This is a genomic window from Pseudomonas sp. QTF5 (genome assembly GCF_000512695.2).
Taxonomy (GTDB): Bacteria; Pseudomonadota; Gammaproteobacteria; order Pseudomonadales; family Pseudomonadaceae; genus Aquipseudomonas.
In genome coordinates, this window is sequence record NZ_AZRW02000027.1 from 47,696 (window position 1) to 70,471 (window position 22,776).

19 protein-coding genes and 2 pseudogenes are annotated in these 22,776 nt (G+C 60.3%); 10 read left to right on the plus strand and 11 right to left on the minus strand.

Features of this window, described 5'->3' with window-relative positions; translation table 11 throughout:
- Position 1: 1 nt before the first annotated feature.
- From IC37_RS19925 to IC37_RS19935, 3 genes are all read right to left on the minus strand, one after another.
- Positions 2-1,429: a di-heme oxidoredictase family protein gene (locus IC37_RS19925; protein ID WP_030128175.1), complete on the minus strand. Its 1,428-nt coding sequence runs from the start codon at positions 1,427-1,429 to the stop codon at positions 2-4.
- Positions 1,430-1,705: 276 nt separating this feature from the next.
- Positions 1,706-3,049, minus strand: coding sequence for an imelysin family protein (locus IC37_RS19930; RefSeq protein WP_030128174.1), 1,344 nt, complete (start codon positions 3,047-3,049; stop codon positions 1,706-1,708).
- Positions 3,050-3,386: 337 nt separating this feature from the next.
- Complete coding sequence (locus IC37_RS19935; RefSeq protein ID WP_371916336.1) at positions 3,387-5,465, minus strand: putative bifunctional diguanylate cyclase/phosphodiesterase; 2,079 nt, start codon at positions 5,463-5,465, stop codon at positions 3,387-3,389.
- A gap of 593 nt (positions 5,466-6,058) precedes the next feature.
- Here IC37_RS19935 and IC37_RS19940 point away from each other — a divergent pair.
- Positions 6,059-6,427, plus strand: coding sequence for a DUF6124 family protein (locus IC37_RS19940; protein ID WP_030128172.1), 369 nt, complete (start codon positions 6,059-6,061; stop codon positions 6,425-6,427).
- A 216-nt stretch (positions 6,428-6,643) separates the two neighbouring features.
- Here the strand turns inward: IC37_RS19940 and IC37_RS19945 are convergent, their stop codons facing one another.
- The 3 genes from IC37_RS19945 to IC37_RS19955 form a co-directional block, all read right to left on the minus strand.
- Positions 6,644-7,240, minus strand: a complete 597-nt coding sequence (locus IC37_RS19945; RefSeq protein WP_007898423.1) for a superoxide dismutase — start codon at positions 7,238-7,240, stop codon at positions 6,644-6,646.
- Between the two features lie 175 nt (positions 7,241-7,415).
- Positions 7,416-8,018, minus strand: a complete 603-nt coding sequence (locus IC37_RS19950) for a LysE/ArgO family amino acid transporter (protein WP_030128171.1) — start codon at positions 8,016-8,018, stop codon at positions 7,416-7,418.
- 5 nt (positions 8,019-8,023) lie between these two features.
- Entirely contained in the window at positions 8,024-8,425 is a 402-nt protein-coding gene (locus IC37_RS19955) for an ACT domain-containing protein (protein ID WP_030128170.1), read from the minus strand.
- A 96-nt stretch (positions 8,426-8,521) separates the two neighbouring features.
- On the opposite strand from IC37_RS19955, the gene IC37_RS19960 reads away from it, so the two are divergent.
- The 3 genes from IC37_RS19960 to IC37_RS19970 all read left to right on the plus strand — a co-directional run bounded on the left by IC37_RS19960 (position 8,522) and on the right by IC37_RS19970 (position 11,495).
- Complete coding sequence (locus tag IC37_RS19960) at positions 8,522-9,415, plus strand: LysR family transcriptional regulator ArgP (protein ID WP_030128169.1); 894 nt, start codon at positions 8,522-8,524, stop codon at positions 9,413-9,415.
- Between the two features lie 103 nt (positions 9,416-9,518).
- Entirely contained in the window at positions 9,519-10,511 is a 993-nt protein-coding gene (locus IC37_RS19965; protein ID WP_030128168.1) for an NAD(P)-dependent oxidoreductase, read from the plus strand.
- A gap of 117 nt (positions 10,512-10,628) precedes the next feature.
- Positions 10,629-11,495 carry a hypothetical protein gene (locus IC37_RS19970; RefSeq protein ID WP_030128167.1) on the plus strand — a complete coding sequence of 289 codons (867 nt, stop codon included), beginning with the start codon at positions 10,629-10,631 and terminating at the stop codon, positions 11,493-11,495.
- Between the two features lie 134 nt (positions 11,496-11,629).
- Here the strand turns inward: IC37_RS19970 and IC37_RS19975 are convergent.
- Both IC37_RS19975 and IC37_RS19980 read right to left on the minus strand, forming a co-directional pair.
- Positions 11,630-12,508 (minus strand): annotated as a pseudogene (locus IC37_RS19975) (MFS transporter); the annotation flags it as partial.
- Between the two features lie 4 nt (positions 12,509-12,512).
- Positions 12,513-12,932 (minus strand): annotated as a pseudogene (locus tag IC37_RS19980) (FAD-dependent monooxygenase); the annotation flags it as partial.
- A gap of 178 nt (positions 12,933-13,110) precedes the next feature.
- Between IC37_RS19980 and IC37_RS19985 the strand changes: the two are divergent.
- Positions 13,111-14,007: a helix-turn-helix domain-containing protein gene (locus IC37_RS19985; protein ID WP_030128164.1), complete on the plus strand. Its 897-nt coding sequence runs from the start codon at positions 13,111-13,113 to the stop codon at positions 14,005-14,007.
- A 4-nt stretch (positions 14,008-14,011) separates the two neighbouring features.
- Here the strand turns inward: IC37_RS19985 and IC37_RS19990 are convergent, their stop codons facing one another.
- Positions 14,012-14,233: a hypothetical protein gene (locus IC37_RS19990; protein WP_033864787.1), complete on the minus strand. Its 222-nt coding sequence runs from the start codon at positions 14,231-14,233 to the stop codon at positions 14,012-14,014.
- A gap of 174 nt (positions 14,234-14,407) precedes the next feature.
- A complete protein-coding gene (locus tag IC37_RS19995; protein ID WP_218244347.1) occupies positions 14,408-15,313 on the minus strand; it encodes a LysR family transcriptional regulator in 906 nt (301 codons plus the stop codon).
- A gap of 114 nt (positions 15,314-15,427) precedes the next feature.
- Here IC37_RS19995 and IC37_RS20000 point away from each other — a divergent pair, with 114 nt between their 5' ends.
- Both IC37_RS20000 and IC37_RS20005 read left to right on the plus strand, forming a co-directional pair.
- Complete coding sequence (locus tag IC37_RS20000) at positions 15,428-16,309, plus strand: MBL fold metallo-hydrolase (protein WP_030128162.1); 882 nt, start codon at positions 15,428-15,430, stop codon at positions 16,307-16,309.
- 157 nt (positions 16,310-16,466) lie between these two features.
- Entirely contained in the window at positions 16,467-17,081 is a 615-nt protein-coding gene (locus IC37_RS20005) for an NAD(P)-dependent oxidoreductase (RefSeq protein ID WP_030128161.1), read from the plus strand.
- A 155-nt stretch (positions 17,082-17,236) separates the two neighbouring features.
- Here IC37_RS20005 and IC37_RS20010 read toward each other — a convergent pair whose 3' ends face one another.
- Entirely contained in the window at positions 17,237-18,118 is an 882-nt protein-coding gene (locus IC37_RS20010; protein WP_030128160.1) for a LysR substrate-binding domain-containing protein, read from the minus strand.
- Positions 18,119-18,277: 159 nt separating this feature from the next.
- Here IC37_RS20010 and IC37_RS20015 point away from each other — a divergent pair, with 159 nt between their 5' ends.
- From IC37_RS20015 to IC37_RS20025, 3 genes are all read left to right on the plus strand, one after another.
- Complete coding sequence (locus IC37_RS20015) at positions 18,278-19,915, plus strand: 5-guanidino-2-oxopentanoate decarboxylase (protein WP_030128159.1); 1,638 nt, start codon at positions 18,278-18,280, stop codon at positions 19,913-19,915.
- 8 nt (positions 19,916-19,923) lie between these two features.
- Positions 19,924-21,372, plus strand: a complete 1,449-nt coding sequence (locus IC37_RS20020) for an aldehyde dehydrogenase family protein (RefSeq protein ID WP_030128158.1) — start codon at positions 19,924-19,926, stop codon at positions 21,370-21,372.
- 218 nt (positions 21,373-21,590) lie between these two features.
- Positions 21,591-22,694: an ABC transporter substrate-binding protein gene (locus IC37_RS20025; RefSeq protein ID WP_030128157.1), complete on the plus strand. Its 1,104-nt coding sequence runs from the start codon at positions 21,591-21,593 to the stop codon at positions 22,692-22,694.
- The last annotated feature ends 82 nt before the right edge of the window (positions 22,695-22,776 follow it).

The window sequence follows — 22,776 nt, forward strand, 5'->3', positions numbered from 1 at the left end:
ATTAAAGGGAATTCAAAAACGCCAGCAACGCCGCGCGCTGCTCGGCATTGAAAGACAAAACCTGTTGCTGCGCCGCCTGTGCCTCGCCGCCATGCCAGAGCACGGCTTCGAGCAGGTCGCGGGCGCGGCCGTCATGCAGAAACTGAGTGTGGCCGCTGACCGCCTGCGTCAGGCCGATGCCCCACAACGGCGGGGTGCGCCAGTCGCGGCCGCTGGCCTGGAATTCGCTGCGGTTGTCGGCCAGGCCGTCGCCCATGTCATGCAGCAGCAGGTCGCTGTAAGGGCGAATCACTTGATTGGCCAATTCAGGTTCCGCGGCGTTGGCGGCGGTGGTGTATTGAGGGGTGTGACAGGACTGGCATCCCGCCTGGAAAAACAGATTCTTGCCGGCCAGCACTTGCGGCGCGCCGACATCGCGACGGGCCGGTACCGCGAGGTTACGGCTGTAGAACAGCACCAGACGCAGGATGTTATCGCTGACTTCCGGCTCGCCATCCGGGCCATTGCCGTTGGGCGCCTGCTTGCAAGCGGTTTGCGCGTCGGTGCAGTCATCGGTGGATTTCAGGCTGGTCGTGAGGCCCATATCACCAGAGAACGCGTGAACGTTTTGTTGATTGAGGTTCGGTTGCCCGGCCTTCCAGCCAAATCGCCCGAGGACGGTTTTCTGCTGCGCGTCGTCCCAGACCCGGTTCGGCCGTCCGGCGATGCCGTTTTTCTCCCGGGCCTGGGCCTCGGCGTTAGCCAGGATGGCTTCGTCGGGGATCGCTTCAAGCAAGCCCAGGCCGATCATCGGCGGTGCGATGCGCGCCGAGAAACGCGTGTCGGGGTGCATCGGGCCGTAGCCGAGTTGAGTGATCTGCAGGGTCGGCTTGCGCAACTCGACTTCGCTGCCGTCTTTGAAACGCACCGGGACCGTTGTGTAATCGACGCGCACCTTGCCTTCCGGGGCGACGCCGGGCACCGACATGTCCTGGAACTGCCCGCCGTAGACCGGCTCCGGAACCACACCCAGTTGTTCGATGGCCTTGGCATAGGCCGGCGCATCGGGGATCGACAGGCGCACCAGCATTGATACCGCATTCGGCGCATCGGGTGCGGGCGGGTGACCGCGCCCGTCCTTGATGTGGCAGTTCTGGCAGGCATTGGTATTGAACAACGGACCAAGGCCATCGCGGGCGGTGGTGGTCGACGGGGCAATCACCCAAGGGCTGCGAAAGAAACTGTTGCCGACGCTGAAATCGACTCTCCGTGACGGCGGCAGATTGGCGGAAGGCAGGGAGAATGAGTTCTGATCGGTCTTGCGCACCGTCGCACTGCCACCGGAGCGGGCTTCACCGGGTTCGGCCTGGGTAAAACGCGGGGCGTCATCGCAGGCACTCAGGCCCAGGGCCAGCAACAGTGCGGACAAGCGAAGAGGCAGCGAGGGCATCGGACATCCTGCAAGACGAGCAAAACAAGGGCGCAAAGTCTAACAGGGCAGGGGAGTTTGAATAAGAGGAATTATCGTTTGGTTGATGTGGGGCAATACTCTCAACGCAGATCAAAATGTGGGAGCGGGCTTGCTCGCGAAGAGGGAGTGTCAGTCGACATCAATGTTGCCTGACACGCCGCCTTCGCGAGCAAGCCCGCTCCCACATTTTGATCTGCGTTCGGGCTAACAAAAAAGGCGACCCGAAGGTCGCCTTTTTCAGTTAGCCAGCGTTGATCAGAACTCGTGATCAGCGTTGTCCGGGTTCAGGTCGCTTATGCCCAGTTTGCCGGCGGCCGCTTCGATCGAACCGGTCTGCTTGACCAGCGAGGCGATGGCGTCGCGCACGATCTGGTTGCCAGCGGTATTGCCGGCAGCGATCAGTTGGTCGTAGTGCTCACCCTTGTTGGCGTGATCGACCATGACCTGAAGCTTGGCTTCGGTGGTGCCCAGGTCGGCTTTCAGCGCGGTGTCGGCTGCCGGGTCGGCTTTGGCCACCAGCGACGACAGGCTGGCGCCGGTCATTTTGGTGCCATCGACGCGGGTGTATTCGCCCAGGTACACGTTACGCACGCCTTTGGCGTCGTAGAAGTGCGAGTTGTGGGTGTTGTCGCTGAAGCAATCCTGTTCGTCTTCCGGGGAGTTGGCTTCCAGGGAAACCTTCATACGCTCGCCCGCCAGTTCGCCCAAGGACAGGCTGCCCATGCCGAACAGCATTTTGCGCAGGCCGGTTTCAGCCGGTTCCGCTTCCAGGGTGGCGCGGTAGTTGTCGGCCACGTTCGGCTTCCAGTTACCGACCATTTCTTGCAGGTCGTTGACCAGCAGTTGGGTCACGGATTTCAGGTAAGCGCGACGACGATCGTTGTGACCGCCGGTAGCGCCTTTGCCTTCCAGGAAGTCGGTAGCCGGACGGTTGCCGGCGCCAGGGCCGGTGCCGTTCAGGTCCTGGCCCCAGAGCAGGAATTCGATGGCGTGGTAGCCGGTCGCGACATTGGCCTCGGAACCGCCCAGCTCATTCAGGCTGGCGAGTTTTTCCGGGGTGATGTCTTTCACATCGACCTTGTCTTCGCCGACCTGAACTTTAGTGTTGGCGATGATGTTGGCGGTGGCGCCCGGGTTACCCAGTGCGTGTTCGTAGGATTTGTCGACGTAGTCGATCAGGCCTTCGTCCAGTGGCCAGGCGTTCACCTGACCTTCCCAGTCGTCGATGATCGTGTTGCCGAAGCGGAACACTTCGCTCTGCAGGTAAGGCACGCGGGCCGCGACCCAGGCCGCCTTGGCGGCTTTCAGAGTGTCGGCGTTCGGCTTGGCGAGGAATGCGTCGACGGCGGTTTGCAGGGTTTTCGCGGTGGATTCGGCGTCGCTGTAAACGGCGAAGACGATGTCGGCGTAGTGCGCGACCACAGCCTTGGCGGCAGCTTCATCGACTTTACCGGTAGCAGCAGGCGCAGCCGGGGCAGCGGTGCTGGCGGCCGGGGTCGGCGCTTGTGGAGCGGCAGCCTTGTCTTTGCCTTCGCCGCAACCGGCGAGGGAAATAGCGATGGCCAGCAGACTGGCGGTGGCCAGAGGCATACGAATCATGGCGAACATCCTGCTTCGGTGATTAATGGACGCGCGTGGAGGGCGCGCAAAACTGCGACATAATGCAAATCTTTCGCATTATGTGTAAAGGGTTGTGCTTGTAAATATTTCTTATTCGCGCGGTTGAATGCCAGGAACATGATCTATAGCAGCTGGCGCAGCCCTGTGGCGAGGGAGCTTGCTCCCGCTGGACGACGAAGCTGTCCCAAATTCTGCAACCCGGTTCTGCCGGAAGTATCGCGTCATCCTGATTGCGACTGCTGCGCCCGGGCGCGGATCGGCCGGCGGGAGCAAGCTCCCTCGCCACAGGGTTTTTCCAGCTGCTACAAATGCTGTTTCAAAGAATGACTGCATTACTGCGCTGGGCTTGCTTGAGGTAGGCGCTCAATTCCCGTGCCGGCAGCGGTTTGCTGTAGTGATAGCCCTGACCTTCATGGCAGCCTTCGGAGATGATGTAGGCCTCTTGCTCGGCGGTTTCCACGCCTTCGGCAATCACCTGCATGCCCAGGCTCTTGCCCAGCTGGATGATGGCCCGAACGATGGTCGCATCGTCGTCGTCATCGAGCAGGTCTTGAACGAAGCTCTTGTCGATCTTGATCTTGTCCAGCGGCAGGCTTTTCAGATAGCTCAGTGATGAGTAACCGGTGCCGAAGTCGTCAATGGCGATCAGCGCGCCGGAGCGACGCAGGCTCAGCAGATGCTGGGCGGCGGTGCTGATGTCTTCCATCAGGCCGGTTTCGGTGACTTCCAGTTCCAGGCTGCGCGGTGGCAGGCGGTACATCTGCAGCAGGTTATTGACCACCCGCGGCAACTCGGCGTGGTGCAATTGCACGGTGGACAGGTTCACCGCCATGCGCAGGTCGAAACCCTGATCGTGCCATTCGCGCAATTGTTTGCAGGCCTGATCCAGCACCCATTCGCCGATGGCGATAATGGTGCCGTTCTGCTCGGCCAGCGGGATGAACAGGTCCGGCGGCACCAGCCCGTGTTCGGGATGCTGCCAGCGAATCAACGCCTCGACGCCCACCACGCGATGATCGCGGTAGCTGATCTGCGGTTGATAAACGAGGTAGAACTGGTCGCGGATCAAGGCATCGCGCAGGTCTTTTTCCAGCTCGCGACGCCGACGCATTTCCGTGTCGACGCTGGCGATATAGAACTGATAGCGGTTGCGCGAGCGAGTCTTGGCCAGGGTCATGGTCTGCTCGGCTTTTTGCAGCAACTTCTCGGTGCTGTCACCGTCCTCGGGGAACAGGGTGATGCCAATGGTGGCGCGCAGGCGGATTTCCTGATGGTCGAGGGCGAACGCCGCTTCCAGATCATCAAGAATGCTTTGGGCCAGTTCGGCCGCTTCATAGGGTTGTTCGATGTCGGCCTGAACCAGTGCGAACTGGTCGCCACCCAAACGGGCGAGGGCGCCGAGGCGGCCGCTGTGGGCTCTCAGGCGATCGGCCAGGGCCAGCAGCAATTGGTCACCGGTCTGATAACTGAACTGTTCGTTGATGCCTTTGAAATCATCGAGCCCGACACACAACACCGCAACCCGACGCTGCAATTTGCCGGCGTCGACGAGAATTTTGTCCAGTTGTTGCTGCAATTGCTGGCGGTTCGGCAAACCGGTGAGGAAGTCGTACTGGGCCATGCGCAGCAGGCTGTTTTCCGCTTCGTGGCGCAGGTGGGTGTTGCGCTCGATGGATTCGAGCAACTGGTTGGCGGTGTTGATCCAGACGCCCAACTCGTTTCTCTCATGACCCTTGAGCTGCGGAATCTTGTGGGCGCTGGGCCGGTCCGGGTTGATTTCGGTCAGGTGTTCGATAATCCGCGACAGTGGTTTGGTCAGCAGCCAGTGATAAACCAGATACAGCACCAGAGCCATGGCCAGGGCGCGCAATACGCCTGAGATGAAGATGATCACCGAACTGACGATGAAACCCTGGCCATAGGTAGCGGTGTCGAGCGTGATGCTCAGGTCACCGTAGTACTCGCTGTAAGGGCCGCGGCCTACCAGTTGGGTGGTGAACGTGCGCTCCTTACCGAGGATCAGGTCGGTCAGCCAGCGGCTGTTGGAGTGCTGCAGCTCGCGGTTTTTTTGCGCGAGCATGGCTTCGTGAGGGTGGCCGATGGAGGCCATGCGCACGGCGTCGTCCTGAAACAGGCCTTCGATCACCTGCATACCCATTTCCCGGTCCAGGCTGTAGACGGCCTGGGTGGAGGGGTCACGGAACATATCGAGTATGCGCTGAGCATCGTTGGCCACGGCCTGGCGTGTTTTATAGGCGTCGAAAACGATCTGCGCGCAGCTCAAGACCACGCCGACGATCAATGCCGACAGGAGCACGACCCGGAGCAACTTCACCGACAAGCTGTTCTTGAGTTCCAGCTTCAAAGGGTTATTCCTTGTTCCGTGCGGTAGCATCAAGTTGCCATGAGTATTGGCAATCCCGTGATGTCAGTCAAAGGGACAATCCAACCCAGGGGATTTTGCCGGTAGCTTGGCGGATATGCTGTTGTTTGGAGTATTTGCCCTATTAACACTGTGTCGGTTGGTGGGGCCCTCAACTTGAGGGGAACGGGACAATTTTTCCTTGTGGTTGATGTTAGACGGCTGTGATGTGGGGGCAAGAGGGCGAATGCCACTCGCGTTGTGGGAATGCTCTCTCCTACAGAGACCGTCTGGCGTGGGTTGTTTAATGGGCTTGTCAGAACGCAGATCTTTCCCACGCATTTTTCAGGTTGCCGGGTGGGAAGCGGATTCCCTAACCTTTGGCTGTCGCTGCAAATTCAGCGACCGGGCGTGAGATCCCCGGCAACTAGTATGCATCTAGCGCCAATACCACCATAATTGGCGCCAGCTTATCCGCTGCCTGTAAATGCGTTATGGCGGCTGTGTGCGGGCAGACTTCGGTCTGGCCGGGTGCCTGCTACCGGTGATCTCACTCTGCACATAGCTGCCACCTCTTCGCCGCTTGAGATCCGGCGAGTGGTGGCACCATTTCAGCAGGAGTTTGTATGGATAAGTTAATCCCCGACCCACCCTTCAACACCACCACCCCCAACGCCGAAGCTTCGCGCACCGAAGAATTACTCAAAGACCGCGAAGCGATAAAACGCGCCCTCGACTACTACCTCGATCCCCCGGCGCAATACACTGAAAAAAACCGTCGTCCCAGCACGATGTTCATGGTCGCCCCGGGTGCCGACACCGAAAGCCTGCTGGCCCACGCCTACGAATCGTTGGCGTCAGCGAGTGTCCTGGCCAGCGATTTCGCCAACAATCTGATCGGCCCGCAGCGCCATATAGCGTTGGCGATTCAGCAGATCATCATGGTGGCGGAGTTGGCGGTGAATCGGGCGCTGGATAACGTCGATCCGGCATAGACCGCGTTATCGTTCTTCGCGAGCAAGCCCGCTCCCACAGTTGATTTGTGTCGTAAACCGAATCTGTGAACGACGATGAACCCCTGTGGGAGCGGGCTTGCTCGCGAAGGCGGCTTGGCAGGCGCCGCATTTTTGTCAGGCAATCCAGGTTCCCGAGCTTTCCCACAGCCCATAAAAAAACCCGGCAAAAGCCGGGTTTCTTGACTGGCGCGAAGCTTAAGCGGTGAAGGTTTTGCCTTCGAACTGCTCAGCCACGAACTTCCAGTTGACCAGGTTCCAGAACGCTTCGACGTACTTCGGACGAAGGTTGCGGTAGTCGATGTAGTAAGCGTGTTCCCAGACGTCGCAGGTCAGGAGCGGGGTGTCGCCGCTGGTCAGCGGGTTGCCGGCGCCGATGGTGCTGGCCAGGGCCAGGGAACCGTCAGCCTTTTTCACCAGCCAGCCCCAACCGGAACCGAAGGTACCGATGGAGGTTTTGCTGAACTCTTCCTTGAACTTGTCGAACGAACCGAAAGCTGCGTTGATGGCATCAGCCAGCGCGCCGGTTGGTTGACCGCCGGCGTTTGGCGCCAGGCAGTTCCAGTAGAAAGTGTGGTTCCAGACCTGAGCGGCGTTGTTGAAGATACCGCCCGAGGAAGTCTTGACGATTTCTTCCAGGGTCTTGCCTTCGAACTCGGTGCCTGGCACCAGGTTGTTCAGGTTCACGACATAGGTGTTGTGGTGCTTGTCGTGGTGGTACTGCAGAGTTTCCTCTGAAATGTGCGGCTGCAGGGCATCGTGTGCGTAAGGCAGCGGCGGCAATTCGAAAGCCATGATGATTCTCCTAATCAGGTCAGTTGCGGTGAGCGCAAGGCCGATCACGGGCGGCCAGACATGCGCCGGGGAGTTTGTACTCTTTGCGGCGCAGGGATCGGATCATAGCACCGGGGGTGCGGCATAACCACGCAACAACTGTGTGGAATAGAGGTTCCAGAGCCTTTTGGAATAATCAGCCAGCCGCGATTAATTGAAAGGCCACAGAGAACATCATGACGGCGACCAATAGATCGAGGATTCGCCAGGTGCTTGGCCGTGCCAGCCACGGCGCCAGCCATGCCGCGCCAAGGGCCAAAGTAAAAAACCACAACAATGACGCACTGGCCGCGCCCACGACATAAGCACCGGGTTCGGTTTGTTGTGCGCCGAGGGAGCCGATCAGCAACACGGTGTCCAGATAGACGTGCGGATTGAGCAGCGTCACCGCCAACGCACTGAGCAGCACCGCCCGCAGTGAGCGTACCGTCTGATTTTCACCCTGTTGCAGGCTTTGTTTCGTGCAGGCCCGACGCAGCGCCAGGCTGCCGTACCAGATCAAAAACGCCGCGCCACCCCAACGGGCGATAGCCAGCAGGGTCGGATTTTGCGCCAGCACCGTCGCCAGGCCGAACACCCCGGCGGCCACCAGCAACGCATCGCAGGTCACGCAGAGCGCCGCCACCGGCAGGTGATGTTCACGCCGAAGGCTCTGCGCCAGCACAAACGCATTCTGGGTGCCGATCGCCATGATCAGCCCCGCGGCCACCAACAGGCCGTTCACATAGCTTTGCCACATACGTATTACTCCGCGTTGGACGCCAAATCCCGCAGGACCTGCACGGCGCGTTCGGCATCGGCCTGGCCGACGAATAAATGGTCGTGGTAATACCCGGCGATCACGTTGCAACTGATGCCGGCCTTGCCCAATGCCGTGGCGAACGCGGCGGTCAGGCCGACGGCTTCGAGGGCCGAGTGCACGTTCAAGGTGATCCAGGCGGCGACGTAGTCGAAGCTGAAACCGGCTTTCTCAGCGTGGGAACGTTGCAGAATCACCGTCAGGCCTTCCTGCTCGCGAAAACTGCCAACAATCTCAAGGCCCTCGGGCAGCTTGCCGTCGCGCAACGTGCAGAACACGTATTCGCCGTCGTTGAGTTGCGGGCTCATGCTGCGCAGCAGGGTTGCCAATGACGTTTCGCCAGCCATGTCGGTGATCCTTGTTCAAGAGTTCTTGCTGGTCATTCTCCGGTTCAACGCTGTATAAGAAAAACCAATAGTGATGATCGCCCATTAGGAAAACTGATGTTCGACTACAAGTTACTTTCCGCGCTCGCCGCCGTGATCGAGCAGGCCGGATTCGAACGCGCCGCGCAGGTGTTGGGTTTGTCCCAATCGGCCATCTCCCAGCGCATCAAACTGCTGGAGGCGCGGGTCGGCCAACCGGTGTTGGTACGGGTCACCCCCCCGGCGCCGACGGAGATTGGCCGGCGATTGCTCAACCATGTGCAGCAGGTGCGGTTGCTTGAGCGGGATCTACAAACGTTGGTCCCGGCGCTGGACGAAGAAGGTCTGCCGGAACGCCTGCGTATCGCGCTCAATGCCGACAGTCTTGCGACTTGGTGGGCCGAGGCGGTGGGGGACTTTTGCGCGGAACAACATTTGCTGCTTGATCTGGTGGTCGAAGACCAGACCGTCGGCCTCAAACGCATGCGCGCAGGCGAAGTGGCGGCGTGTGTCTGTGCCAGTGAGCGGCCGGTGGCCGGTGCGCGTAGCGTTCTGTTGGGGGCTATGCGTTACCGTGCGATGGCGAGCCCGGCGTTTATTGCCCGGCATTTTCCCGAAGGTGTGCGCGCCGATCAGTTGGCCAAAACCCCGGCCCTGGTGTTTGGCCCGGACGATTTCCTACAGCATCGTTACCTCGCATCCCTCGGGGTGGATGGCGGTTTCGAACACCATTTATGCCCATCGTCCGAAGGGTTTCTTCGTCTCACGGAAGCAGGGCTTGGCTGGGGGCTGGTGCCTGAATTGCAGGTGCATAAGCAACTTGAGCGCGGAATCCTGCAGGAGCTTTTGCCAGATAAGCCGATCGATGTGCCGCTGTACTGGCATCATTGGCGCAATGGTGGTCAGCTTTTGGGGTTGCTCACCGATCAATTGGTGCGCTCGTCGAAGCAATGGCTGGTGCCGTTGGACTGACCGGCAGCGTCAAGACCTCACGCCCTACGCAATATGCAAAACGCAAAACGCAAAACGCAAAACGCAAAACGCAAAACGCAAAACGAAATATTCGGAGCAATTCATGAAGATTCTGGTCACCGGCGCAAGCGGCTTCATTGGCGGACGCTTTGCGCGTTTCGCCCTGGAGCAGGGCCTGGACGTGCGGGTCAACGGTCGCCGGGCCGAGAGCGTCGAGCATCTGGTGCGCCGTGGCGCCGAGTTCATTCAGGGCGACTTGAGTGACGCGCAACTGGCGCGCGACCTGTGTTCAGACGTCGAAGCCGTGGTGCATTGCGCCGGCGCAGTGGGTTTGTGGGGGCGGTATCAGGACTTTCATCAAGGCAACGTCGAGGTCACCGAGAACGTGGTCGAGGCCTGTCTGAAGCAGCGGGTTCGGCGTCTGGTGCACTTGTCGTCGCCGTCGATCTACTTCGATGGTCGTGATCATCTGGGGTTGACCGAAGAGCAGGTGCCCAAGCGTTTCAAACATCCCTACGCCGCGACCAAATACCTGGCCGAGCAAAAAGTCTTCGGCGCGCAGGAATTCGGTCTCGAAACCCTGGCCCTGCGCCCGCGTTTCGTGACGGGTGCCGGCGACATGAGCATTTTCCCCAGGCTGCTGAAGATGCAGCGCAAAGGGCGGTTGGCGATTATCGGCAATGGCCTGAACAAGGTCGATTTCACCAGCGTGCAAAACCTCAATGAAGCGTTGCTCAGCAGCTTGCTGGCCAGCGGTTCGGCCTTGGGCAAGGCCTACAACATCAGTAACGGAGCGCCGGTTCCGTTGTGGGATGTGGTCAATTACGTGATGCGCCAAATGGATGTCCCACAGGTTACCCGCTACCGTTCCTACGGTTTGGCCTACAGCCTTGCCGCGCTCAACGAGGGCGTGTGCAAGCTGTGGCCCGGTCGTCCCGAGCCGACCCTGTCGCGGCTGGGCATGCAGGTCATGAACAAAAACTTCACCCTGGACATCAGTCGCGCACGGCATTATCTGGACTACGATCCGAAAGTCAGCCTCTGGACCGCCCTCGATGAATTCTGCGGCTGGTGGAAGGCTCAGGACATTCGCTGACACACAAGGGCGGCCCCTTACTGAACCGAGTTCGGGGTTCAGGGTCAACCGGTGCGGCAGCGGGGGTTATACTTCGCCGCATCAAGCCATCACCGCGTTCCACAAAGGTTGACCCTAATGCCCATGCGTAACGATGCCAACGACGACTTCGACGATGTCCCGAGCCTGCGCGCCGACAGCCTCGATGACGATGATTTTCCAACCACCGCTCGCACTTCCGTGCATTCGCGCACCACACCGGTGGTCAAGGTCAAAGGCCCGAGCACCGGCCCTCTGTGGGCATTGGTCGGCGCGTTGTTCTTTGCCTTCGCCGGCCTTGCCTGGTGGAGTTTTCAGCAGATCTCGCTGATGGAGCAGCAACTGGTGGCGACTCAGGAAAGTTTCGCGCGCATCAGTGAGGAAGCGGCGGGGCGCTTGCAGGACATTTCCGGCAAGGTCGTGGCCAGCCAGTCCAACGTCAACACCGGCAGTGAAGCGTTGAAGCTGCAAATCAAGCAGCTGGAAGGCAAACTCCAGGACCAGAGCAAACAGCTGGAAAGCAAGCTTCAGGACCAGAGCAAACAGCAGCAAGGCGTACTCGGCCAGACCTCCGATCTGGACAAGCGTCTGGCGCAAATGACCGCGCAAGCCACCGAACAACAAACCGCCAATGCTCAGTTGCAGGCCCAGGTCAAAGCCTTGAGCGGCGAACTGGCCGCGTTGAAGAACGCGCCGGACGATACCAGCCAATTCGACGCCCAACTCAAAAGCCTGGGCGCTGACATCGTCGCGCTGAAGAAACAAAGCAACCCGAGCGCCGCCATCGAGCGCCTGGAGCAAGACATGATTGTGCTCAAAAGCCAACAGGACAACCGCCCGGCCGGCGCACAAGGTGGCACCAACACCGCCGAGTTCGACGCCTTCCGCGGGCAAGTCACGCGCAACATCAATACCTTGCAGGCGCAGATTCAGAATCTGCAGCAGCAACTGCGTACCCGGCCTTGATTGACTGATGCAGTGATTGATCGTTCCCACGCTCTGCGTGGGAATGCCTCAAGGGACGCTCCGCGTTCCAATGGGACGCAGAGCGTCCCGGGCTGCATTCCCACGCAGCGCGTGGGAATGATCGGTGGGAGGGGTTAGCGAACCGTGTCCTCCCGCCCCCGCAACACCCTGTTCGGCATGGCAATCGCCACCGCCAGCCCCAGCAGCGACACTGCCGCGCTGACCATCAGCAAATGCCGGAAGGTCAGCAGCAGCTCAGCGCGCAAGGCGTTTTGTGCATCTCCCGGTGCGGCGTTCAAACCATCGAGCAAGACATTCCCCGAACCCCCCTCGGCAATCAGCGACGACCCCGCCAGGTGCGCGAAACTCGAATCCTGCAGCAATGCCAGCAGCAGCGCCGACATCAACGCCACGCCCACTGCACCGCCCAGAGAGCGGAACAGATTGGTGGTGCTGGTGGCGACGCCGATGTCCCGTTGTTCCACCGAGTTTTGCGTGCCCACCAACGAAGTCGGGAACTGCATGCCGCTGGCAATGCCGCTGAGCAACATGAACAGGCTGCTCAGCACCAACGCCTGAGGTGCACTGAACGCCATGCCGAGAATCGAAAACGGCATGAGCAGGGCGCCGGTCAGGATCATCGGTTTGTAACGACCGGTCACCGAGGTCTGGCGTCCGGCGAAATACGCGCCTATCGGCAAGCCCATCGCCAGCGGCAACAGATGCAGCGCAGCGCTGTCGGCCCCGGCGCCGGTGATGCTCTGAAAGCGCAGCGGCATCAGCACGATCAGGGAAATCGCCTGGAAACTGGTGAAAAAAATCGTGCACCAGCAAAGGATCGCACTGCGGTTGGCGAACAAGTGCATCGGCAGCAACGGTTCCCGCGCCCGCCGTTCATGCCAGACGAACACGGCCAGCACCGCCACCGCACAACCGAGCAAACCCGACACTTCGGTGCTGCGCCACAAATGTCCCTGACCAACCTGAGTAATGCCCAGCAGCAACGCCGTCAGGCGAGGGTTCAGCGGTTTTCATGCCGTGGGGGACGACATTGCCAGCTTCATAAATCGTCTGCGCGCCTGCGTCCCGACGGGCGGCCATCAGGTCGCGGGTGACCTCGGTCTGGCCATAGATCGTTACGGTTTTGCCGCCAGTGAGCGCCTGCAGATCGATGTGCACCCGGCGCCCGTCGAGGGCCAGTTCGAAGCCTGCATGGACCAGCCCTTCGACGTCCATGCGCTGACCCACACCGGCCTGACGCAACAGCTCTACCATGCCTTGTTCGAGGACACCGGCGCGGATACGTCCGAGCACGTAGTCCGGGGTCTGGCGTTCGAGGATCAGAGTGTCGATGCCGACGTTATGCAGCAATTGGCCGAGTAGCAAACCAGAGGGGCCGGCACCGATGATCGCGACATGGGTTTTTAGCGTTTTCATTGTTTTTATGACTCGCAAGTTCTACACGACCAAGGCCGGTGAATGATTTTTATGGATCGAGTACTTGCATTTTTCACTTGCGAGTCTGTCAATTGAAGGGGAAAACTGAGCCGATACCTATACATTCTGCCAATCGGTGCGATTATCGCCCGTTACCCTCGAGGCCTGGATTGAAGTGATGAACAAGCCTGACCTGCCATCGATTCCGGTGTTCAAACTCTACGGTGAAAGCCTGGACTGGCCGACCCCTGACTTGTTGCACTGTGAAACCATTTCCAAGCGCAGCCGCGAACATCAATGGGAAATCAAACCCCACCGCCACGCCGATTTGTGTCAGTTACTCTTCGTTTTCAAAGGTCAGGCAGAGCTTGAAATCGAAGGCAAACGCTCACAATTGACCGAGCCGGCCATCCTGATTTTGCCGCCGTTATCGGTGCATGGTTATCGGTTTTCCGAGGACGTCGAAGGGTTCGTCGTCACGCTGGCCGCGCCGCTGATCACCCACCTGCAAGCGCAACTGGGCCATTCGGTGAACGCTCTGGCACAGGCCGAAAGCTACCCGGCGGGCAAGGACAGCGAGTACCTCAACAGCCTGTTTTCAGCGCTGCAAAGCGAGTACACCGGCCATCAACCGGCGCGGGAAATGCTCATGCATTCGCTGGTCAGCGTGATCGTGGTGTGGGTCAGCCGTCAGGTGATTCAGCGCCAAACCGCCAGTCAGCGCCCACAGCGGGCCCGGGAATACCTCAACGGTTTTATTCAGCTGGTGGAAGAGACCTATCGCCAGCACGTCAAGGTCGAGGACCTGGCTCATCGGCTGGGAATTTCCGTGTCCCACCTAAACGGCACGTGCCGTGAGCTGGCGGGGCAACCGGCGTTGCAGATCATGCATGAGCGTCAATTGCTGGAGGCCAAGCGCTTGCTGACCTACACCAGCATGACCATTTATGAAATGTCCGACGTGTTGGGGTTTTCCGATCCGACCAACTTCACACGCCTGTTCCGACGCCGGGTGGGGATCTCGCCCAAGGCTTTTCGCGACCGCTTGAAAGCCGATCAGGACAACGAGGCCTGAACAGTTAGCGGAGTGAGTTGAGGGTCGCGTTGTGGGGCATACAGCGCTCGAAGTTGCAGCTCGCGAATTCACGAGGCACTTGTCGCAACTGCTCGACACGCCAGGCGGCCGTGCCATACAGCGCCAGCGTCGCCGCGCAAGTGATGAAAATGGCGAGGTATCTTCTTGTTTTGATGTTCATGGCGTTGACCTCTGAACGAATACCTTGCGGTACTGCTTTGAGCATAGGTCAGCGCCGGTGAGTTGCCAGCAAAGCGGGTTTCGCGGTTAACGCGATATTCAGAACAATGATGACCCAATGTGGGAGCGGGCTTGCTCGCGAATGCGGTGGATCAGTCGACATCATTGTTGAATGTCACACCGCTTTCGCGAGCAAGCCCGCTCCCACATTTTGATCCGGTTACAGCCCGATATCCCACTCCGGCTCTTCAGGAAATCTGAGCACCAGAAAATCCAGCATGCTGCGCAACGCCGCCGGCATGTGCTTGCGTGAGGCATACACCGCGTAGATGTTCATCTGCCGGGGCTCGGCCTGGGGCAGCAGACGGATCAGTTCGCCGCTGTGGATGTGCACACCCGCCTGATAGCTCGGCAGCATTGCCACGCCGGCCCCGGCCATCGCCGCGCGCAACAGCGTGCTGGCTTCGTTGGCGCTGATGTTGCCCTGTACCGGCACCGAGACGGGTTCGCCGTCCTGTTCGAAATGCCAGAGGCTTTTGCCGAAGTAGGAGTGGGTCAGGCAGTTGTGCAGGCTCAGATCCTCGACCCGTTGCGGCGTTGGGTGTTCTCGCAGGTAAGCGGGGGAGGCGCAGATCACCGAGCGGCAGACCGTCAGGCGCCGGGCGATCAGGTTGGGGTCCAGGTCGTTGCTGGTGCGGATGGCCAGGTCGATGCGTTCATCCACCAGATTCACCGTGCGGTCGAGCATTTGCATATCGATGCTGACGCCGGGGTAACGTTTGACGTAAGCCGCCATTGCCTCCGCCAGTTGCGCCTGACCGAACGAGGTGCTGACGCTGATCCGTAGCAGACCTCGCGGTGCGTCGTCCGGTTCGCTGACGGCAGCTTGCATGTCTGTGGTCAAATCGAGCATCTGACGACAGCGAGGCAGAATTTCCGTACCGGCGGCGGTCAGGCTCAATTTGCGCGTGGTGCGATGCATCAGGCGCGCGCCGACCCAATCCTCCAGCTCCGCCAGATAGCGTGAAACCACCGGCCGCGACAGGTCCAGGTGATCGGCGGCGGCCGATTGGCTACCGAGGTCGACCACCGTGACGAACACCCGCATTGCTTGTAGACGATCCATGATTTGCCCGCTTTCAGAAACAAACTATGTTCAAGCATCGCATTTTTTGTATCGAACCAGGCAACTAAGCTCTGTCCCATCGCCAAGCATGGCATTCGGACAACGGAGCAACAGATGATCGGCTTCACTTCACTCAAACGCATTCTTCTGGCAACCGCCACGCTCGGCTTCGCGGCCCATGCCGCTGCGGCGTCCACCCTGACGCTGGACGTCTACAACCCTGGCACCAATGCGATCTTCCCGGTGACCTCGGTGCTGGTCAGCGGCGAGAAGGAAGCGATTCTGGTGGACGCGCAATTCGGCAAAGCCCAGGCCGAACAGGTGGTGGAAAAAATCCGCGCCAGTGGCAAGCAACTGACCACCATCTACATCAGCCACGGTGACCCGGATTACTACTTCGGCCTCGACACCGTCACCCAAGCGTTCCCGAAAGCCAAGGTGTTGGCCTCGCAACCGACGGTCGATCACATCAAAAAAACCGTCGACGGCAAACTGGCGTTCTGGGGCCCGAAAATGGATGCTGACGTGCCGAACAAAACCATCGTGCCGCACGTACTCAAGGGCGACAGCCTGATGCTGGAAGGACAGAAATTGCAGGTGATCGGCCTGGACGGCAAGCAGCCGGATCGCAGCTTTGTGTGGATACCGTCGATCAAGGCGGTGGTCGGTGGCGTGGTCGTCGCCGAAAATATTCACGTGTGGATGGCCGACACCCAGACCCCGCAATCCCATGCCGATTGGCTGGCCACCCTGCATGCGATCGAAACGCTGAAGCCGAAAACCATCGTGCCGGGTCACTACCTCGGTGAGAGCGCTCGCTCTCTGGCGGCGGTGCAGTTCACCGCTGATTACATCAAGGCTTTCGACGAAGAGACCGCCAAGGCGAAAGACGCTGTCGAACTGATCGCTGCAATGAAAAAACGCTACCCGACCCTGGGCGAAGAAAGCTCGCTTGAGCTGAGCGCCAAAGTCGCCAAGGGTGAGATGAAGTGGTAATCCGCCGCACTCAACTGATCGTTCCCACGCTCTGCGTGGGAATGCCTCAACGGACGCTCCGCGTTCGGCTTTGGAAGGGACGCGGAGCGTCCCTGGCTGCATTCCTTTGCTGCGCGTGGGAACGATCATCTTCACCCAAGCCAACTGGAGAAACGTCATGAGCAACATCGCAATCATCGGTGCCACCGGTCGTGCCGGTAGCCAACTGTTGGAAGAAGCCCTGCGTCGCGGTCACAGCGTCACGGCCATCGCCCGCGACACCTCGAAAATCGCCCCGCGTGCCGGGGTCGTGAGCAAAAACGTAGACGTGCTCGACGCTGCTGCATTGCAAGCCGCCGTGGCCGGGCATGATGCGGTGATCAGCGCTGCGCACTTCTCCACCATCCCCGCCAGCGCGGTCATCGAGCCGGTGAAGAAGGCCGGGGTCAAGCGTCTGCTGGTGGTCGGCGGTGCCGGTTCGCTGTTGCTGCCGAATGGCTCTCGTGTAATCGACAGCGAAGGCTTCCCGGAGGAATACAAGGCCGAGGCCAGCGCCGGAGCCGCGTTCCTGAATACCTTGCGTGAGGAAAAGGACCTGGACTGGGCCTTCCTGTCGCCGTCGGCGGAGTTTGTCGAAGGTGAGCGCACCAGCACGTTTCGTGTCGGCAAGGATGACTTGTTGGTGAGTGCAGAGGGCCGCAGCTGGATTACCTTTGCTGACTTCGCGATTGCGCTGATCGATGAAGTGGAAACGCCGAAGCATTCCCGTCAGCGGTTTACTGTCGGGTATTGAGTTCACTGATCACTTGTGGGAGCGAGCCTGCTCGCGAAGACGGACTTACATTCAACATTGATGTCGACTGTACGGCCTCCATCGCGGGCAAGCCCGCTCCCACAGGACAATGGATATCCTGTGGGAGCGGGCTTGCCCGCGATGCTTTTTGGGTTTCAGCGGCTCTGCGCCTGCTCCACCAACCACCCCATTAACTCACGCAATTTCGGCGAAGGCTCCGGTTTTTCGGGGAACACCAGGTAATACGCCAACCCGGTTTTCACCTTCAAGTCAAAGGGCATGACCAGCCGCCCGGCACTCAGGTCATCGCCGATCAACGACCAATCACCAATCGCCACGCCCGTCCCCTGGGACGCCATCGACATCGCCAGGTCCAGGGTTTCGAAATGCTGCCCCTTGCCGACATTGCTCAACCGAATATCGGCAGCCTTCAGCCAAGCGTGCCAGTCCCGTTCATCGCGGGTGGGGTGCAGCAACAAGTGCTGTTGCAGATCGGCCGGTGTCTGCAAAGCCATGGGCCCTTCAAGCATCGGTCGGGAACACACGGGCGTCAGTTGCTCATCAAACAGATGTTGGGAAGCCAGTGAACTGTCCGGCGGCGCGCCATACATCACCGCCGCATCGAACTGCTCGCGATGGAAGTCCACGCCGTGTTTCACCGTGGTGGTCAACTCCACCGGCACATCCGGGCGTTCCTTTTGCCACTGCAACAGGCGCGGCAACAGCCAGCGCATCACGCAGGTCGGCGCTTTCAATTGCAGGGTTTCGCGCTTCTCGCCGATCTGCTCCACCGCCTCGTCGATCAGGCCGAAAATCTGCTGCACCCGTGGCAGCCACTCCCGTCCTTCGGCGGTCAGGCTCAAGCCCCGCGCCTGGCGAATGAACAGCTCATAACCCAGATGATCTTCCAGCCCGGCGATCTGCCGGCTCACCGCGCCTTGGGTGATGTGCAACTGTTCGGCGGCCCGGGTGAAGTTGCAGCACTGCGCGGTGATCAGAAAAGTGTGCAGCGCCGGCAGGGGAGGCAATCGTTTCATTGGGATCCAAGGTATGACGTGAGGACATGGCTAGTATGACTTTTTATCCATTGTTGCGGCTACGTGTCGCCCGTTCCAATGAGGCCATCCCTGGACCTGCCAACCCATCATAAACACTGCGCAGGCCCGGCGTCTCAAACGAACAAAAAGGGCAAAGACATGGCGACGTGCGGCGAAGTATTGGTCAAGTTACTCGAAGGTTACGGGGTCGAGCAGGTGTTCGGCATTCCCGGGGTGCATACCGTGGAGCTGTATCGCGGGCTGGCCCGTTCGAGCATCAACCACGTCACTCCGCGTCACGAACAGGGCGCCGGTTTCATGGCCGACGGTTATGCGCGCACCAGCGGCAAACCGGGTGTGTGCTTCATCATCACCGGCCCTGGCATGACCAACATCACCACCGCCATGGGCCAGGCTTACGCCGACTCGATCCCGATGCTGGTGATCTCCAGCGTGCAATCGCGCAGCCAATTGGGCGGCGGTCGCGGCAAGCTGCATGAGTTGCCGAACCAAAGCGCACTGGTCGGCGGCGTCGCAGCGTTCTCCCACACCTTGATGTCGGCAGCTGAATTGCCGGGCGTGTTGGCCCGCGCCTTCGCGCTGTTCCAGGCTGGCCGGCCGCGTCCGGTGCACATCGAAATTCCGTTGGACGTGTTGGTCGAAGAGGCCGATGACTTGCTCGCCAGCGTGCCGGTGAACATCGACCGCGCCGGTGCTGCGCCAAGCGCGATCAGCCGCATGACCGACTGGCTGGCCGGCGCTAAACGCCCGTTGATTCTCGCCGGTGGCGGCGCCATCGATGCCGCAGCCGAGCTGACTGAACTGGCGGAACTGCTGGACGCTCCGGTGGCCCTGACCATCAATGCCAAGGGCATGCTCGAGTCCAGCCACCCGCTGCTGATCGGTTCGACCCAGAGCCTGGTCGCCACCCGTGCGCTGGTCGCCGAGGCCGATGTCGTATTGGCCATCGGCACCGAACTGGCCGAAACCGATTACGACGTGACCTTCGCCGGTGGCTTCGAAATTCCCGGCGTGCTGTTGCGCGTGGACATCGACCCCGACCAGACCGTGCGTAATTACCCGCCAAAAGTCGCGTTGGTCGCCGACTCGCGCAACGCCGCTCAGGCCTTGCTGAGTGCGCTGTCCCACAAGTCGCTGGCCGAGCGTCGCCACGATTGGGGTCAGGTGCGTGCCGCGCGTTTGCGCGAGGAACTGGCCGCGTCCTGGGACGCCCCGACACTGGCCCAGACCCGCTTCCTGGAAACCGTTTTGTATGAATTGCCGAATGCGGTGTTCGTTGGCGATTCGACCCAACCGGTGTACACCGGCAACCTCACCTTCAACCCGGAACGCCCGCGCCGCTGGTTCAACTCGTCCACCGGTTACGGCACCCTCGGTTACGCCTTGCCGGCAGCGATTGGCGCTTGGCTCGGTGGCAGCGTCGAAGGCGGCGCCCGCCCTCCGGTGGTGTGCCTGATCGGCGACGGTGGTCTGCAATTCACCCTGCCGGAATTGGCCAGTGCGGTAGAAGCACGCACGCCGGTGATCGTGCTGCTGTGGAATAACCAGGGCTACGAAGAGATCAAGAAGTACATGGTCAACCGCGACATCGAGCCGGTGGGCGTGGACATCTATACCCCGGACTTTATCGGTGTGGCGAAAGCGCTGGGCTGCGCGGCCGAAGCGGTCAGCGGTGTCGAAGAGCTGCGCAGTGCATTGCGTCTCGCCACTGATCGCCAGGGCCCGACTCTGATTGAAATCGATCAGACTTCGTGGATGAAGGCGGTGTCGAAATGAGTTTTCGCATGACTTTCCCAACGGCACTGGACGGCCTGTTCATAGACGGTCAATGGTCCGCCGGTAACGAACATCTGCGCGTGATCAACCCGGCGACCGAAGCGCTGCTGACAACCGTTAACGGTGGCGATGCACACGCTGTCGATCAGGCCGTCACGGCGGCGACCAACGCTTTCAAAGAGTGGTCGAAAACCACCGGCGCCGAGCGCGGGGCGATCCTGCGCAGAATCGCCGCTGGCGTGCAGGCTGGTCGCGAGCAGTTGATGAAATTGCAGTCGAGCAACAACGGTAAACCGCTGTTCGAAGCAGCCATCGACGTCGACGATGTAATCGCCACGTTCGAGTATTACGCCGATCTGGCCGAAGGCCTGGACGCGAAGCAAGATAGCGCCGTGACGTTGCCAAGCGACGATTTCAGCGCCCGGTTACGCCGCGAACCATGCGGTGTGGTGGGGCTGATCGTGCCGTGGAATTTCCCGATGGTCACCACCGCCTGGAAACTCGCTCCGGCCCTGGCCGCCGGTTGCTGCGTGGTGCTTAAACCGTCTGAAGTGACGCCGCTGCCGGAGCTGGAACTGGCGACGATCATTGCCGAAGCAGGTCTGCCAAACGGCGTGCTCAATCTGGTCTGCGGCACCGGTCTGGCGGTCGGCGCGCCGCTGTCGGCTGACCCACGCATCGCCAAAATATCCTTCACCGGCAGCAACGCGGTGGGCGTGCAGGTGATGCAGCGGGCGGCGGAAACCGTGAAAGGCGTGAGCCTGGAACTGGGCGGCAAATCTTCGCTGCTGGTACTCGCCGATGCCGACATCGAGCTGGCCGTGGAAGTGGCCTGTGGCGGCGGTTTCTTCAATGCCGGGCAGATGTGTTCCGCCACCAGCCGCGTGCTGGTCGCCGATGAGCTGGCGGATAAATTTGTAGCGCGATTGAAGGCGCGTGCCGAAGCTATTCGCGTGGCCGACCCGTTCGACCCGAACGTGGAAATGGGCGCACTGGTCAATCAGGCGCAATACCAGCGTGTGCTGGGCCATATCGATCGCGGTTTGAGCGCTGGGGCGAAGCTGATTTGCGGCGGTAATCGCCCGGCAGATCTACCACGCGGCTATTTTTTGCAGCCGACCATTTTCATCGACGTGCCCCTCGACAGTGCGCTGTGGTGCGAAGAGATTTTCGGCCCGGTGATCTGCGTGCGCAGTTTCACCTCTGAAGCCGAGGCAATTGCCTTGGCCAACGACAGCCAGTTTGGCCTGGTGGCCAGCGTGGTGACGCGCGATGCCGAAGCGGCCGATCGGGTCGCCAACGCTTTGCAGGCGGGGCTTGTGTGGATCAACGCGCCGCAAGTGATCTTCCCGCAGACCGCCTGGGGTGGCTACAAACAGAGCAGCATCGGCCGCGAATTGGGGCCGTGGGGTTTGCAGGCTTTCCAGGAAATCAAACACGTGATTCGGGCCGTCTGACAGCACGAAAAAGGTGAGCGCATGCCTCTCGATGAGGCATGCGCCAGCGTCATGGCTTCAATGAGTTTTTATCGATAGTCAGGTGTTTTGCACGACCTCAGGATGAACCCGCTGGCATCGCCAAGGCCCATTGAAACCGGGGGCTTGAAGCTGATCTGGCCGCGCGGATGCAACGGTTGCGACCAACCTCATACTTAAAAAAACAAAGGGAGTCCTTCATGGGCGAGCACGATCTGAACAGACGTCAATTCATCAAAACCGTGGGCGTAGCGTCCGTGGCTGCGGCGGCCATGAGCATGCCGTTCATCAAGGCCAATGCCAGCGATACACGCTTCCAGGGCAAGACCCTACGCTTGCTGACCTGGTCCGATGACACCGGCCTTGCGGCACTGCGCAATATCGCGGCAACCTTCGAAGCCAAGTACGGCTGCAAGGTCATCGCCGACCGCACCGGCAGCACCTCGGAAATGGTCGCCAAACTCAAGGCCGGCGGTGATCGTCCGCAGTACGACATCATCACTCTGGCCGGTGTCGGCGCCGAAGGTCTGGCCGCCGCCAACCTGCTGGAAAAACCCGACCTCAACCGCATCCCTAACCTGATCGACGTGCCGGAGAAATACCGCACCGGCGCCAACGGTCATGGCATAGGTTACCTGCTGTGGTGCAACAGTCTGGTCTACAGCACCCGCACCATCAAAGAAGCGCCGGACAGCTACGCCGCGCTGTGGGATGCGGAGCTGTCGCCGAACATTTTCCTGCCGCCGCCGAACTGGACCGAGGCCATGGACCTGATCATCATCGCCGCCAAACTGGCCGGTGGTGACGAACACAATATCGAGCCAGGCTTCAAGAAACTCGCCGAGCTGAAAGATCGCGTCGTGACCTTGGGTGAAAACCCGAACCAGATCGCCGAGCTGTTCCGCACCGGTTCCCTGGACATGGGCGGCTTGTACGCGCCGGCGTTTTTCCCGAAACAGATTCGCGATCCGGCCTACGGTCTGGGCGCCACGTTCGGCATGAAGGAAGGCTTCTACACCGACCTGATGTTGTCGGTGATGCCGAAGAATCGTCCGGGCGATATCGACCTGGCTTACGCCTTCATCAACCACTCTCTGGACCCGCTGGTGCAGGGCAAGATGGCCGAAGACATCTACAACGGCCCGGTCAACGCCAAGGCGATCATCTCCGCCGAAGCGCGCAAGAGCCCCTACATCCTCACGCCGGAGCAGATTGCCGAGAAGGCGATCATGCACGACAACGCCTTCCTGGCCTCCGTGCATGACCAATGGATTCGTCGCTACACGGAAATCTTTTCTTCCTGATATAGGCCTTCCAGACACTGCAAAAACCTGTGGGAGCGGGCTTGCCCGCGATGACGGCCTCCCTGTCGACAATGATGTGACT